This window comes from Microbacterium sp. CCNWLW134, assembly GCF_037083565.1.
Lineage (GTDB): Bacteria > Actinomycetota > Actinomycetes > Actinomycetales > Microbacteriaceae > Microbacterium.
In genome coordinates, this window is record NZ_JBAOJU010000002.1 from 121535 (window position 1) to 134196 (window position 12662).

18 protein-coding genes are annotated in these 12662 nt (G+C 71.6%); 9 read left to right on the top strand and 9 right to left on the bottom strand.

Annotation, left to right across the window (positions count from 1 at the left end; all coding sequences use genetic code 11):
* The first annotated feature begins 152 nt into the window (after positions 1–152).
* The 5 genes from V6S02_RS11075 (at position 153) to V6S02_RS11095 (ending at position 3673) form a co-directional block, all read left to right on the top strand.
* Complete coding sequence (locus tag V6S02_RS11075; RefSeq protein WP_124291940.1) at positions 153–575, top strand: YciI family protein; 423 nt, start codon at positions 153–155, stop codon at positions 573–575.
* The gene (locus V6S02_RS11080; protein ID WP_336400923.1) at positions 572–1807 is read left to right on the top strand and encodes an RNA polymerase sigma factor; all 1236 of its coding nucleotides are present in this window, start codon (positions 572–574) and stop codon (positions 1805–1807) included. The genes V6S02_RS11075 and V6S02_RS11080 overlap by 4 nt, the downstream gene beginning before the upstream one ends.
* A 209-nt stretch (positions 1808–2016) precedes the next feature.
* On the top strand, positions 2017–2610 hold the full coding sequence (locus V6S02_RS11085; protein ID WP_124291942.1) for a sulfite oxidase-like oxidoreductase: 594 nt from the start codon (positions 2017–2019) through the stop codon (positions 2608–2610).
* Complete coding sequence (locus V6S02_RS11090; RefSeq protein WP_336400924.1) at positions 2607–3326, top strand: ferredoxin reductase; 720 nt, start codon at positions 2607–2609, stop codon at positions 3324–3326. Before V6S02_RS11085 ends, V6S02_RS11090 begins: the two co-directional genes overlap by 4 nt.
* Complete coding sequence (locus V6S02_RS11095) at positions 3323–3673, top strand: DUF6510 family protein (RefSeq protein WP_124291944.1); 351 nt, start codon at positions 3323–3325, stop codon at positions 3671–3673. The genes V6S02_RS11090 and V6S02_RS11095 overlap by 4 nt, the downstream gene beginning before the upstream one ends.
* Before the next feature lie 42 nt (positions 3674–3715).
* On the opposite strand, the gene V6S02_RS11100 is transcribed toward V6S02_RS11095, so the two are convergent.
* Genes V6S02_RS11100 through V6S02_RS11120 form a run of 5 tightly spaced genes read right to left on the bottom strand, consistent with a single transcriptional unit; the run spans position 3716 to position 6753 of the window.
* Positions 3716–4558, bottom strand: coding sequence for an endonuclease/exonuclease/phosphatase family protein (locus tag V6S02_RS11100; protein ID WP_336400925.1), 843 nt, complete (start codon positions 4556–4558; stop codon positions 3716–3718).
* A gap of 5 nt (positions 4559–4563) precedes the next feature.
* Positions 4564–4761 carry a hypothetical protein gene (locus V6S02_RS11105; protein ID WP_124291946.1) on the bottom strand — a complete coding sequence of 66 codons (198 nt, stop codon included), beginning with the start codon at positions 4759–4761 and terminating at the stop codon, positions 4564–4566.
* A 40-nt stretch (positions 4762–4801) separates the two neighbouring features.
* Positions 4802–5398 (bottom strand): DUF1349 domain-containing protein, encoded by a 597-nt coding sequence (locus V6S02_RS11110; protein ID WP_336400926.1) that lies wholly within the window; start codon positions 5396–5398, stop codon positions 4802–4804.
* Positions 5395–5820 (bottom strand): DUF2256 and DUF3253 domain-containing protein, encoded by a 426-nt coding sequence (locus V6S02_RS11115; protein WP_336400927.1) that lies wholly within the window; start codon positions 5818–5820, stop codon positions 5395–5397. Before V6S02_RS11115 ends, V6S02_RS11110 begins: the two co-directional genes overlap by 4 nt.
* A 27-nt stretch (positions 5821–5847) precedes the next feature.
* Positions 5848–6753, bottom strand: a complete 906-nt coding sequence (locus V6S02_RS11120; RefSeq protein ID WP_336400928.1) for a metal-dependent hydrolase — start codon at positions 6751–6753, stop codon at positions 5848–5850.
* A gap of 42 nt (positions 6754–6795) precedes the next feature.
* Between V6S02_RS11120 and V6S02_RS11125 the strand changes: the two genes are divergently transcribed.
* Both V6S02_RS11125 and V6S02_RS11130 read left to right on the top strand, forming a co-directional pair.
* Positions 6796–7848, top strand: coding sequence for an alcohol dehydrogenase catalytic domain-containing protein (locus tag V6S02_RS11125; RefSeq protein WP_336400929.1), 1053 nt, complete (start codon positions 6796–6798; stop codon positions 7846–7848).
* Between the two features lie 26 nt (positions 7849–7874).
* On the top strand, positions 7875–8255 hold the full coding sequence (locus tag V6S02_RS11130) for a hypothetical protein (RefSeq protein ID WP_336400930.1): 381 nt from the start codon (positions 7875–7877) through the stop codon (positions 8253–8255).
* Here the strand turns inward: V6S02_RS11130 and V6S02_RS11135 are convergent.
* Together V6S02_RS11135 and V6S02_RS11140 are read right to left on the bottom strand one after the other, a co-directional pair.
* Positions 8239–9552: an MFS transporter gene (locus V6S02_RS11135; RefSeq protein ID WP_336400931.1), complete on the bottom strand. Its 1314-nt coding sequence runs from the start codon at positions 9550–9552 to the stop codon at positions 8239–8241. The two genes, V6S02_RS11130 and V6S02_RS11135, sit on opposite strands and share 17 nt — an antisense overlap.
* Positions 9553–9554: 2 nt before the next feature.
* The gene (locus V6S02_RS11140) at positions 9555–10598 is read right to left on the bottom strand and encodes a zinc-binding dehydrogenase (protein ID WP_205782991.1); all 1044 of its coding nucleotides are present in this window, start codon (positions 10596–10598) and stop codon (positions 9555–9557) included.
* A 140-nt stretch (positions 10599–10738) separates the two neighbouring features.
* On the opposite strand from V6S02_RS11140, the gene V6S02_RS11145 reads away from it, so the two are divergent.
* Positions 10739–11089, top strand: a complete 351-nt coding sequence (locus tag V6S02_RS11145) for a hypothetical protein (RefSeq protein WP_336400932.1) — start codon at positions 10739–10741, stop codon at positions 11087–11089.
* A gap of 102 nt (positions 11090–11191) precedes the next feature.
* Positions 11192–11677 (top strand): VanZ family protein, encoded by a 486-nt coding sequence (locus tag V6S02_RS11150; RefSeq protein ID WP_336400933.1) that lies wholly within the window; start codon positions 11192–11194, stop codon positions 11675–11677.
* On the opposite strand, the gene V6S02_RS11155 is transcribed toward V6S02_RS11150, so the two are convergent.
* Positions 11635–11784 (bottom strand): hypothetical protein, encoded by a 150-nt coding sequence (locus V6S02_RS11155; protein ID WP_164478097.1) that lies wholly within the window; start codon positions 11782–11784, stop codon positions 11635–11637. The genes V6S02_RS11150 and V6S02_RS11155 overlap by 43 nt on opposite strands.
* Positions 11784–12662, bottom strand: coding sequence for a VOC family protein (locus V6S02_RS11160; protein ID WP_124291954.1), 879 nt, complete (start codon positions 12660–12662; stop codon positions 11784–11786). The genes V6S02_RS11155 and V6S02_RS11160 overlap by 1 nt, the downstream gene beginning before the upstream one ends.

Here is a 12662-nt window from a genome sequence, read left to right on the forward strand (position 1 = left end):
TGCCCGCAGGTGGGTCCGGCGCACGGGAAGCGGATGCCGCGGCTCGCCGTCGCGGCATCCGAAATCTTTCTCGCCGGCGATGTCGATTCCGCTCCGCCCGGTTCGACGCGATAGTGGGAGGGCCCTCCTCCCCGAACAAAACGGAGATTTACATGGCCAAGTACATGCTCATCATGCGCAACAGCGGTTCTGTGGAGAACTACGAAGACATGGACTTCGAGGCGATCATCAACGCGATGGGCGCCTACAACGAGTCGATGATGAAGGCCGGGGTGCTTCTCGGCGGCGACGGTCTGACCGATGCGGCGCAGGGGTCGGTGGTGGAGTTCACCGGCGAAGCGCCCATCGTGACCGACGGGCCCTACGGCGAGGTGCACGAGCTTTTCAACGGCTTCTGGACGATCCAGGTCGGGTCGCAGGAGGAGGCCGTCGAGTGGGCGAAGAAGGCCCCCCTCGGCCCCGGCAACAAGATCGAGGTGCGCCGGATGACCGACGAGTCCGACTTCGCGGACTATGCCGACAACGAGTACATCCAGAAGGAGAAGGGCTGGCGCGAGGAGCTCGGCACCGAATGAGCGCCGATCCGCGCCGCGTTCTGGAGGCCGTGTGGCGCATGGAGGGTGCGCGTATCGTCGCCGCGGTGGCGAAGGCGACCGGCGACGTCGTCCTCGCCGAGGATGTCGCGCAGGAAGCGATCGTCGAGGCCCTGGGCTCGTGGCGCGAGCACGGCGTGCCCGACAACCCGGGTGCGTGGCTGACGGCGGTCGCGAAGCGGCGAGCGGTGGACGCCTGGCGACGCCGGTCGGCGCTCGATGAGCGCCACCGCGCCATGGCGCACGACCTCTCGGAATTGGCCGAGGACGCGTGGGAACCGATCGACGACGATGTTCTGCGGCTGGTGTTCACCGCGTGTCACCCGGCACTGTCCCGGGAATCGCAGGTCGCCCTCACCCTGCGGGTCGTCGGAGGGCTCACGACCGTTGAGATCGCGCGGATGCTGCTGGTGCCCGTGCCGACGGTGCAGGCGCGCATCACTCGGGCGAAGAAGACCCTCCAGGCCGCGAAGGTACCGTTCGAGACGCCTGATCCTGCGGAGTGGCCGGCTCGGCTGCAGACCGTTCTGAGCGTGGTGTATCTGATCTTCACCGAGGGGTATGCCGCCACGAGCGGTGACCGGTGGGTGCGCGCCGACCTGGCCGACGAGGCGTTGCGGCTCGGTCGCATGCTCGCCGGGTTGATGCCGCGCGAGGCTGACGCGTGGGCGCTGCTGGCAGTGATGGAGCTGCAGGCCTCACGGTTCGGGGCGCGGACGGATGCCGCGGGGCAGCCCGTGCTGCTGGCGGATCAGGACCGCGCCCGGTGGGACCGTGCCCAGATCGCGCGGGGGCGCGCCGCGCTCGCGCGAGCCGACGCCGTCGGGCGCGGACGGGGCGCGTACGCGTTGCAGGCGGCGATCGCCGAGCAGCACGCGGTCGCCGCGACCTTCGCCGACACCGACTGGGAGCAGATCGTCGTGCTGTACGAGGCGCTGGGCCGGATCGCCCCGAGCCCGGTCGTCGACCTCAACCACGCGGTCGCGGTCTCGATGTCCGTCGGACCGGGCACGGCGCTGGCGATGGTCGACCGGCTCGTCGCGCGGGGCGCGCTGCGCGGCTCGCACCTCATCCCGAGTGTGCGCGGCGAGCTGCTCGCTCAGCTCGGCCGGGCGGAGGAGGCCCGCGCCGAGCTCCTGGCCGCGGCGGCGCTGACGGGCAACGAGCGCGAGGCCGAGGTGCTGCGGGCGAAGGCCGCCGCGGTCGGTGGGTGATCCGCGTCGTCCCGCACTCCTGCAATCCCGAGGCGAAAGGCGGGGAAAACACTTGCTGCGCGCCCTGCGCTCGATTCTGCAGGAGTTGAGGACACTCCGCCGCGTCGGCGGACGCGCCGACGCGGGTTGAGCGGCGGGCACGCGCGCCCTAGGCTCGCGGCAGAGCGTCACACCCCGATTCGGCACCACCCTCGCGAAAGCAGGTTCCGATGGCCCAGTTCACCCGCGGATTCGGCTCGCGTCGGCGTGACGCCGACCCGGATCTCCCGCCCGGCCAGTACCTCACCACCGACTTCCCCGTCCTCTCCGCGGGCCCCACACCGCGCATTCCGCTTTCGGAATGGTCGTTCTCCATTCGCACCGAGACCGGTGAGACGGCGCGGTGGAGCTGGGACGACTTCACCGCTCTGCCGTCGGAGGAGGTGTCGACCGACATCCACTGCGTCACGCGATGGTCGAAGCTCGGCACCTCGTGGCGGGGCGTCGCCCTCGACACGCTCTTCGAAGACGTCGAGACGAGCTTCGACTACGTCATGGCCCACTCCTACGGCGGGTACACCACGAACGTGCCGCTCGAGGACCTGCTCGACGGCAAGGCCTGGATCGCGTACGAGTTCGACGGTGAGCCGCTCGACCCCGAACACGGAGGCCCCGCCCGCCTCCTGGTACCGCACCTCTACTTCTGGAAGAGCGCCAAGTGGGTGCGGGGCCTCGTCATGCAGCAGCACGACGATCCCGGGTTCTGGGAGCAGAACGGCTACCACCTGCGCGGCGACCCCTGGCTGGAGGAGCGGTACTGGTGAGGACGACCGGGTGGCTCGCCGCGCGCATCGCCGCGGTCCGGCCGACCACGAGCCACGCGCGCGTCCTCACCCTCGACGTCCCCGGTTGGCCCGGCAACGATCCGGGCCAGCACCTCGACATCCGCCTCACCGCGGAAGACGGCTACCAGGCCGAGCGGTCGTACTCGATCGCCTCGTCAGGGCCGGGCGAACGCGTCGAACTCGCGGTGGACACCGTGCCCGACGGCGAGGTCTCGCCCTACCTGGTCGACGTGGCCGAGGTCGGCGACATGCTCGAGGTGAAAGGCCCACTCGGCGCATACTTCGTGTGGCATGAGTCCGACCCCGACCCGGTGCAGCTCGTTGCGGGCGGATCGGGGATCGTGCCCCTCCTCGCGATGGCGCGAGCGCACGACCGGTCGGAAAGCCCCGTGCCCTTCCGCCTGCTCTACTCGGTGCGCAGCCCCGACGACGCGCTCTACCGCGACGAGATCCTCGACCTCGCCGGTCGCTCCCTGGACCTCACGTGGGCGTACACCCGCGCCGCCCCCGAGGGCTGGCCGGAGCCCGTCGGCCGGTTGACGCCCGACCGGGTCGCTGCGGCGACATGGCCGCCCGCGCGGCATCCGCTCACCTTCATCTGCGGACCGACCCGCTTCGTGGAAGCCGCGGCGGACGCGATGGTCGCCGCCGGTCATGAGCCGACGCGCGTGCGCACCGAACGATTCGGAGGATGACGATGTCCGACGACCCCACCCGCGTCTCCCACGCCACACACCCCGGCCGGGACGACCCTCACACGGCGCACGTCGTCGACGGAAACGCCGTAGTAGGCGCCCTGGAGGATCTCCTCGCGGGTGACCTCAGCATGCTGATCGTCGAGTGCGGCGGCTGTCACACCGCGGCGCCGCTCGCGGAATGGCAGGTCGAGGCCGACCGCGACGCGTTCATCGTGCGGTGCCGGTCGTGCACGCACACCCTGTGGACGCTGATGCGCACCGGCGACGTCCCCTCGCTGCTCATCGCCGGAGGTTGCGGTCTGCGCCGTGCGCCTGACGACGCGGAGCGGCATCCGGCCGGGTGACCCACCCGCTCGCGTCCCGCAGTCCGGCGACGACGCCGCCGCTCAGTCCAGGGCGTGATCGGCGCGTCGCTCGGGAAGTCGCAGCACAGCCTGGACCGGCAGGTGGTCCGAGGGCCGGCGGCCCTGCGGGGCCGACGGGTTGATCGCGACGCGCTCCACCTCGATGTCGCGTGTGACGACGATCCAGTCGATGCGCTTCCGGCCCACGCGGGGATCACCGTAGTTCGGGAAGGTGCCCCATTCGGGCGTGACCCGCTCGCCGGCGACCGCCCAGGCGTCTCGTAGCGCCGCATCCCGCAGCAGCTCCCTGATCGGCACCGTCCCCTCCCCGGAGTTGAGGTCGCCCACCACCACGCCCGGGAGCGCCGTCTCGGCAACGAGGAGGCGCACGGCCTCGGCCGAGCGACGCCTCGCCGTCCGGGAGATGTGGTCGAAGTGCGTGTTCACCACGACGAACCCCGCGGATGTCGCCCGGTTGCGCAGCCGCGCGATGACCGCGACGCGGGGCACCCTGTTGCCCCACGAACGCGATCCGGGCTCATCCGGATGGTCCGACAGGGCGATCTGCCGCCAGCTCTCGAGCTCGAGGCGGTCGGCGTCGAAGAAGAGCGGGCAGGCTTCTCCCCCGCCATCCCGGCGTCGTCCGTGACCGATCGCCACGTAACCCGGGCCGAGCGCGGCATGGACGTCGCGCGCCTGGTCGGGGAGAGCCTCCTGCACACCCAGGACGTGGGGCCGTTCCGCTCCCAGCAGTGCGGCGACCGCGGCTCGCCGGTGACTCCACCGGTCCACGCGCCGCAGCGTCGGAGAAAGCCGACGGCGGATGTTGAAGGTCATGACGTGCAGGGCGGGCGGCGCCACGGGTCCGATCAGGGGGGACGACATCCCTTTCAGGCGCCCGAGATGCGGGTCCAGGCGGCCTTTCCCTCTGCGCGACGGGCCGCTTCGTACGGAGACGGAGTCGCGGCCTGCCCGACCCGGAGCGTGTCGTCATGCGGCGTCGACGTCTTGCGTCGAGGCCGGGTGACCCACAACGCCACCGCCGTGACACCGGCGGCGATGCCTCCGAGTGCCAACAGCTCGATCATGCTCAGAGCGTACGCCCGCGCGGCGGGCGGGAGGGCCGGATCAGTGGATCGACGCGTCCGCTTCGGTCAGCCGCCAGGAGTGGAACACCACGGTCAGTCCGGCGCGAGACGGCGCGGCGACGAGCGGACCCGCCGATGCCTCGGCGGCGCCGTCGAACGGCGCCAGCCGCAGCAGCCGCATCGGCTCGCCGGCCACACCGCCGCGCACCGTGATCGCGTCGTCACCCCGGCTCACCCGGATGACCAGGCGATGGCCGCTCCACCCGGGCACGGCACCGACCGACCAGTCCGAACGCCGGTCGGTGACGACGGCGCCCGCACCGAGCTCACCATCGCAGAACTCCACACCGCTCTTGATCCAGCGCTCCTCGTCGATCCGCACGAAGATCCCGGCCTGATCGAACTGCTCGGTGAAATCGGCCGTGAATTCGACTTCCATCGCCGAGCCGACGGGGAACGGGGCGATGAGCCCGTGCTCGGAGGCGTGCTCGAAGCCGTACGCGGTGCGCAGCCAGGCGTCGCTGCCTTCGACGGCCGTGACGACCAGGTCGTCACCGCGCCGTTCGGCGGAGACGGGCGCGTGGGTCCAACGCCCCTCGGACCAATCGAGACGGCGGGGAGAGATCGAGGTGCTCATGCCTCCATCGTCGCACCGGAGGCGGGGCTGCGCCGGATGCGGATCGGCCCCTTCGCCGTCGACGGGTCGACCACACGGCCGCCCTGGGTGATCTCCACTTCACCTGCCGCGACGAGGCGCCGCGCGGCCCGCCGCGCGGGCTCCATCAGCTCACGCCATTCCTCGCCGCCGACGGCCTTCGCCGCTTCGGACGGACACATCGACGAGCTCGCCGCACGCGACGCGAGGGTCTGCCGGATCGACGCCTCGAGCTCACGGTCGATGGGCGTCACACCGCGGCGGCGGCACGCATCGGAGCAGTACTTCACCGCGTCCCAGTTCGCCGCCCATCGGGCGCGGTACTCCATGGTGCGGCCGCAGGACGCGCAGATCTTCGGATGCCGCGGCTCGGCGGCATCCGAACCTCTCCGTGTGCGACCCATGTCTCCATGGTGCCGCGCGAGAGAGGGTCAGAGGGCCGGACGACCCGTCGTCGTCATCGTGATCTCGCGGGCTCCCTCGACGTCGCGGGCTTCGAGGGCCACCGACACCGACGAGAAGGCGCCGAGGCGCGACGCGTGGGTGCCGCCGCAGGGGATCTCGACCGTGGCGTCCGGGAGCTCGCACACCCAGGCGCGGCGCGACGACAGTCCGTCTCCGTCGCGCTCGATGCGGACGGCGGCGTCCGAGACTACCCATTCCGCGAGCAGCATGTTCGCGTGCGATTCGATCGCGGGGAGGTCATCGAGCCCGGCGGCGGAGAAACCCTTCCGCCGCAACGACTTGCCGACCCGGTAGACGTCCACCGAACCCTCGGGATGGATGCGGCTCGTCTGGATCGCCAGTGCGTCGAAGTTGGGGTGGCCGAGCGCATCCCTCATGACGTCTTTCGTCCACGCCCCCGCGAGGGCGGCATTCAGGGCGAGGGAGGCGAGGTGGCAGACGGTGTGTCCGGACGAGAGTGCGGCGCGATGATCGGCATCGACGACCGCGTCCACCTCGGCGCCCACCGCGGGCGCCGAGCCCTCGACGATGTGCGCGACGACGAAGACCCAGCCCTCCGTCCCGATCCGCACGGGCAGGTCGGACCCGAGGAAGAGGCGACCGTCCTGGATGCCACCGACCACCGCGTCGACGACGGGGAACGTCTGCCCTGCGGCCTCGAGGGTCGCGCGGTCGGCGGGCTGATCGGGCCAGGCCGCGGTGACGGGATGCACGCACGTGACGTCGAGCAGGACAGCGGAACGCCCGTCGCCGAGTTCCTCGACGTGCAGCACCCGTCCGGTGCTCGAGGTGGCGCCCTGGGGGTACGTCACGACGGTGTCGGTGTCGGGCAGGCCGGTCGGGGCGGAAGGGGTGACGCGAGGCTCGGGCACGCCCCCACCCTAGACGGCGGTCGGGGCGGGTAGATTCGCCCTGTGCGCGCCGTCCTCATCCATGCCGTCCGCGGCATGCCCACCGTGACCGACGTCGCCGAGCCCGCGGCGCCAGAGGGAGGCGTCGTCGTCGACGTCCGCGCGACGGGCCTGTGCCGCAGCGACTGGCACGCGTGGGCCGGCCACGACGAGATCGCCTTCCCGCACGTGCCCGGCCACGAACTGGCGGGCGTCGTCTCCGAGGTCGGATCCGGCGTCGCCTGTTTCCGTGTCGGCGACCGCGTCACGGTGCCCTTCGTCTGCGGGTGCGGAGTGTGCGAGTGGTGCCGGGCGGGCGATGCCCAGGTGTGCCCCGACCAGCAGCAGCCGGGGTTCACCCACTGGGGATCCTTCGCGGAGAGGGTGGCCCTCCACGCCGCCGACACGAATCTCGTCGCCCTCCCCGACGCGGTGTCGTTCGAGGCCGCCGCTGCGCTCGGCTGCCGGTTCGCGACGGCCTTTCGGGCGCTGACCGCCCGGGCCCGCGTCGCGCCCGGCGAATGGGTGACCGTGGTGGGGGCGGGCGGCGTGGGCCTCAGCATCGTGATGATCGCGGTCGCCCTCGGCGCGAGGGTGATCGCCATCGACACCAACCCCCGCGCGCTCGCGGTGGCGAGCCGCCTCGGTGCGGCGCACGTCGTCGTCGGGGGCGCGGACGCACCGCCCGTCCCCGATGTCGTCCGCGAGCTGACCGGCGGCGGTTCGCACGTCTCGGTCGACGCGGTCGGCAGCGCTCAGACCGCCGCGGATGCGGTGCTGAGCCTCCGCCGCCGCGGACGGCACGTGCAGATCGGACTGCTGCCGACGGACGACGGCCGCTCCCCCGTCGCCATGGCGCGCGCGATCGCCTGGGAGCTCGACATCCTCGGCAGCCATGGGATGGCGGCGGCGGACTACCCCGGGATGATGGAGCTCGTCGCGGCGGGCAGGCTCCGCCCGCAGGACCTCATCGAGCGCGTGATCGGGCTCGACGAGGCATCCGCGCTCCTCCCCCGCTTCGACACCGCCGCGCCCGCGGGGATGACGATGATCGACCCGCACCTCGTGCTCCCCTAGGATCGCTCCGACGGAGGGGGACGCCGATGACGGCTGGGTATGAACCGGGGTACGGCCAGGGCTACGGGCCCGGGTACGCGGCGATGCCGGCGCCGCAGCCGGCGCGGAAGAAGGGCTTCGACATCCTCGGGCTCATCGCCGTCATCATCGCGATGGTCGGGCTGGTGCCGACACTCTTCGTCTTCCTCATCGGGCTCATCCCCGAGATGAACGCCATCTGGTGGCTGCTGATCGTCATGATCCCGGCGCTCGGCATCGGCGGAGCGCTCGTGCTGCTGCTGGCGATCGCCGGTCTCATCGTCGGTGTCACGCGCAAGCGCCGCTACGGCCTCTCGATCACCGGCATCGTGCTGGGTGTCATGATGCTGGTGCCGATCGGACTGCTGTACTTCAGCTCGACCGTGTGACACCGGAGGCGCGGGGAACCATCCGCCGCTCGACGACCGCCATCACCAGGATCGACGCCATCGCGACGATCGCGAGCCCGATCGTGAGGATCGCCAGCCCGTCGAAGAGCAGCCACTCGGCGAAGACGCCGCCCAGGACGTTGCCGAGCAGGTAGCCCGCGCCCACGACCACCGAGTACACCCCCATGATCAGACCGCGGTCCTCGCGGAACTCGGACGAGATGTCGCTGAGGTGGGTGAGGGCGGCGGGGGTGAACCCCGCTTCGAGGAACATCCCCGCGATCACGATCGGGATCGCGACCGCCAGCGGTGCGCCGCGATTGAGCAGCAGCAGTCCGATCGACGCGACGACCGCGCCCGCCACGGTGACGAAGAGGGTGGGGATCGTCGGCAGGCGGCCGATGAAGAACGCCCACGCCACGATGCACAGGCTGAAGACGAGCACGTAGACGCCGAGGACGGCGGAGAGGCCCGCCTCGTTGTCGGCGAAGGCGCCGGGGAGCAGCTGGCCCTCGGCGGTGCGGTCGCCGGCGAGCACGAAGGTGATCTGCGAGGTGACCCACGTGCCGAGGATGGCGTTGACCGCGATCCACGCCGGCAGGAACGCCACGAGGCGCGGCTGGCCGATGATCCGGATGCGCTCACGGACGCCACGCGTCCGCCGGGGCGTCGCGCCCGCGGCATCCGGTCGCACGAAGACGACCACCAGCAGGGATGCCGCGACATAGACGGCCGCGAGGGCGACGAACGACCACAGTCCCCACGCTCCGTACAGGAGCGGACCGGTCACCGCTCCGAGCGCGATGCCGCCGGAGGACGACAGCTCGTAGATGCTCGTCACGCGTCCCCGTCGCATCCGGTCGTCGTCGCTGGCGTCGGCGAGAAGGCCGAGGGTCGCGGGGGCGGCGATCGCGGCTCCCGCCCCGTCGAGGAGGCGGGATGCCGCGACGACCGCGATCACGAGGGCGGCGGACGGCGCCACGGCGATCAGCGACGCGCCGGGGGTGATGAGGATGCCGGCGGCGGCGAGCAAGGGCGCCGCGATGAGGAAGACGCGACGCCCCCGCCGGTCGCTCGCCGATCCCGCGATCGGGGCGAGGACGAGCTCGGCGAGGAAGCTCAGCCCCGAGAGCACCCCCAGGATGAGGGCGCCGACGGGTGCTCCGGCGCGAGCGAGGTCGACGAAGTAGGCCCCGAGCGCCAGCGCGCCGGCGGCCGACGCGGTGCGCAGGAGGAACTGGGCGACGAGCACCGCCGGCGTGCCGACGGGGCGCGCTGCCGTGCGGGGAGCTGCCACCCTCAGACCGTGACGAGCACTTTGAGTGCTTCGCGCGCGTCCATCGCGGCATACCCGGCCGGCACCTCGTCGATCGGCATCGTGACGTCGAAGACGCGACCGGGCTCGATGGTGCCGTCGAGCACCTGCGGGATGGCTTCCTCGATGTAGGCGCGCACCGGTGCGGGGCCGCCGGTGAGCGTGAGGTTCCGCCCGAAGAGGGAGCGGAAGCCCACCCCCGCCTCCTCGTACTGCGGCACGCCGACCCGGGAGATCACTCCTCCCGTCCGCGCGACACGATACGACTGCTCGTAGGCGGGCATGTGTCCGACGGCTTCGAGCACGGCGTGGGTTCCCAGGCCGTCGGTGATCTCGAGCACGCGCTGGACGCCCTCATCGCCGCGCTCGGGCACGACGTGGGTCGCGCCCCACTCGACGCCGAGGTCGGTGCGCGCGCGGTGACGGCCCATCAGGATGATGGTCTCGGCGCCCAGCTGCTTCGCCGCGAGCACCGCCGACAGACCCACCGCGCCATCCCCGACGACGGTGACGGTCTGGCCGGGACGCACCCGGGCCATGAACGCGGCGTGATAACCGGTGAGGTACACATCCGACAGGGTGAGGAGCGACGGGAGCACCGCGGTGTCATCCTCGGTCACCCCCGGCACGGGGACGAGGCTGCCGTCGGCGAGAGGGATGCGGGAGAGCTCGGCCTGGAGGCCCGCGGTCTGGCGCGTGGCGTAGAAGCCGCCGTGCGGGCAGGCCGTCTGGAAGCCGTCGCGGCAGGTGGGGCAGGTGTTGTCCGACCAGGCGAACGGGGCGATGACGAGATCGCCCTTCTTCACCGTCGTCACCGCGGAACCGGTCTCCTCGACGACGCCGAGCAGCTCGTGCCCCATGCTCTGGCCGCGCGAGGAGGGCTTCATCGAGTGATAGGGATGCAGGTCGGAGCCGCAGATGCACGTGCGGACGGTGCGGACGATCGCGTCGGTCGGCTGCTGGATGACGGGATCGGCGACCTCTTCGACGCGCACGTCGCCGGCGCCGTACATGATGGTGGCCTTCATCGCGTTCTCCCCTGCAGCGTCATGTCTTCATCGAAGCACAGCCCGGGCGGCCCCGGGCCTCGTCGTCCGCGCATCTGCCGGCGGCGATCCGTCGAGAACGGCGGCTCGGCGGAGACCGAGACCGCGAAAGGTGACGGGTCGTGACGCGCGCGGGCCAGGCGCGCCCTGCCCACTACGCTCGCACCATGGAGGAGTGGGAAGACGACGCGGCGGCGACCCTCGAGCGCCTGAGCGGATCGAAGATGGCGGATGCGTACGTGGGCACCATCCGGATCCTCTCCCTCACGCCGCCCACCCTCCGCCGGCGCTACCAGACCTGCACGATGGACGTGGCGCTCGAAGCGCCCGGACTCGAGAGCGAGACCCTGCAGACCGAGGTCGTGCTCGACAAGCGGTACTGGCCCGAGGTGGGAACCGTCCTGCGGGCGCGCATCTCGCGTCGCAAGCCCCGGATGATCGACGCCGACTGGGAGGCGCTCGCCCGCCGATGAGCGCGCTCCGCCGCCACGCGACGCCTGGGAAACCGCGGTGCAGAGGTGCTGGGGTTGCCGTATCGCGTTGACGTGCCGGCGCACGCCCGGTTCGATCGAACCATGAGCAGCACCGCCCCGCCCGCCGTTCGACGGACGGTGTCGGCCGCCGTGTTCCTGCTGGGCGCGCTCTACACGAGCCTCGTCCTCTGGGTGACGCTTCGCCCGCTGCCGTGGGCGACCGAGGGGTCGGAGGCGCGCTGGGGCATCCTCAACCCCGCCGCGTGGACCGATGAGGCGGCGTGGACCGACGGGCGGAGCCTTGAGATCCTGCTGAACGTCCTGATGTTCGTGCCGATCGGGGTTGCCACCGGCCTGCTCCTGCGGGGCGTACTCGCGCTCGCGCTGCCCCTGCTGCTCACCCTCGGGATCGAGCTGGCGCAGATCCCCCTCGACCGTATCTCCCACCCGCGGGACCTCGTCGCGAACGGGCTGGGCGCCGTGGTCGGCGTGGCGCTTGCCGCCATCATCCGTCGTCATCCCGCCTGGCCGGGACGCACGCGCGGTCAGTCGAAGGTGTCGGTCCAGGACGCGATGTCGACGCCGTGATCGTCGGGCGACGCCGGCGACCACCATCGCGGCGCGTACGTGTCGTCGGCACGCCTGACCGTCGCCACCGCCTGCGCCGCACCGTCGTCTGACACGAGACGGGACATCAGGCGACGGTGGCGAAGACCGCGTTCCGCCAGGGGTCGTCGAAGGAGAGTCCCCGGCCGTCGTCGCGCACCGCGACGCCGTGGTGCTGCAGACGCTCACCGAGCTCGCCGAGGTCGTCGGCATCGGGGAGCACCAGGTCGACGCGACCGAGCCCGAGCGCCGGCATGCGGGGGCCCGCGCCCCTCGAGTTCCAGACGTTCATCGCCATGTGGTGGTGGTATCCGCCCGCACTGACGAAGAGGGCCGAACCCCGGAGATCGGCGGTCTCGGCGAAGCCGAGGCCGTCGACGTAGAACGCCCGCGCGCTGGCGATGTCGCCCACCGACAGATGCACGTGGCCCACGCCTGCGGTGTCACGGGCGGTGGCTCCCGCCGCGGCATCCTCCGTCAGGTGCTCGCGGAGGAACGCGTTGGGGTCGAGGAAGAGCGTCCCCATCTCGACGCGCCCGTGCGTCCACGACCACTCGGTGCGCTCCCGATCCCAGTACAGCTCGATGCCGTTTCCCTCGGGGTCGGTGAAGTAGAACGCCTGGCTGACCAGGTGATCGGCGCTGCCGGTGAAGGTCTGCGGCGCCTGACGCGCCACCGAGTACACCGCGGCGGCGAGCGCCGCCTGCGATTCGAACAGGATGGCCGTGTGGTAGAGCCCGGCTGCGCCCTGCGGCGCATGACGGAGCTCGGGCGCGTGGACGAGGATGACGATGGCTCGCCCCGCACGCCCGAGAGTGACGGTGTCGCCCTCGGCCCCCAGCACCTCGAGGGTGACGACATCGCGGTAGAACCGCGTCATCGCGTCGAGATCGCCGACGAGAAGGGTCACCGGGCCCATCGCCGTGGCGTCGGCGAGCCGGGAAGAGGTCTGGCCCGTGGCATCCAT

Coding starts and splice junctions, on each gene's coding strand:
- V6S02_RS11130 (WP_336400930.1), top strand. CDS start 7,875: ATGACGGCTGGGTATGAACCGGGGTACGGCCAGGGCTACGGGCCCGGG.
- V6S02_RS11150 (WP_336400933.1), top strand. CDS start 11,192: ATGAGCAGCACCGCCCCGCCCGCCGTTCGACGGACGGTGTCGGCCGCC.
- V6S02_RS11095 (WP_124291944.1), top strand. CDS start 3,323: ATGACGATGTCCGACGACCCCACCCGCGTCTCCCACGCCACACACCCC.
- V6S02_RS11080 (WP_336400923.1), top strand. CDS start 572: ATGAGCGCCGATCCGCGCCGCGTTCTGGAGGCCGTGTGGCGCATGGAG.
- V6S02_RS11085 (WP_124291942.1), top strand. CDS start 2,017: ATGGCCCAGTTCACCCGCGGATTCGGCTCGCGTCGGCGTGACGCCGAC.
- V6S02_RS11100 (WP_336400925.1), bottom strand. CDS start 4,558: ATGTCGTCCCCCCTGATCGGACCCGTGGCGCCGCCCGCCCTGCACGTC.
- V6S02_RS11110 (WP_336400926.1), bottom strand. CDS start 5,398: ATGAGCACCTCGATCTCTCCCCGCCGTCTCGATTGGTCCGAGGGGCGT.
- V6S02_RS11140 (WP_205782991.1), bottom strand. CDS start 10,598: ATGAAGGCCACCATCATGTACGGCGCCGGCGACGTGCGCGTCGAAGAG.
- V6S02_RS11105 (WP_124291946.1), bottom strand. CDS start 4,761: ATGATCGAGCTGTTGGCACTCGGAGGCATCGCCGCCGGTGTCACGGCG.
- V6S02_RS11155 (WP_164478097.1), bottom strand. CDS start 11,784: ATGTCCCGTCTCGTGTCAGACGACGGTGCGGCGCAGGCGGTGGCGACG.
- V6S02_RS11075 (WP_124291940.1), top strand. CDS start 153: ATGGCCAAGTACATGCTCATCATGCGCAACAGCGGTTCTGTGGAGAAC.
- V6S02_RS11160 (WP_124291954.1), bottom strand. CDS start 12,662: ATGGATGCCACGGGCCAGACCTCTTCCCGGCTCGCCGACGCCACGGCG.
- V6S02_RS11115 (WP_336400927.1), bottom strand. CDS start 5,820: ATGGGTCGCACACGGAGAGGTTCGGATGCCGCCGAGCCGCGGCATCCG.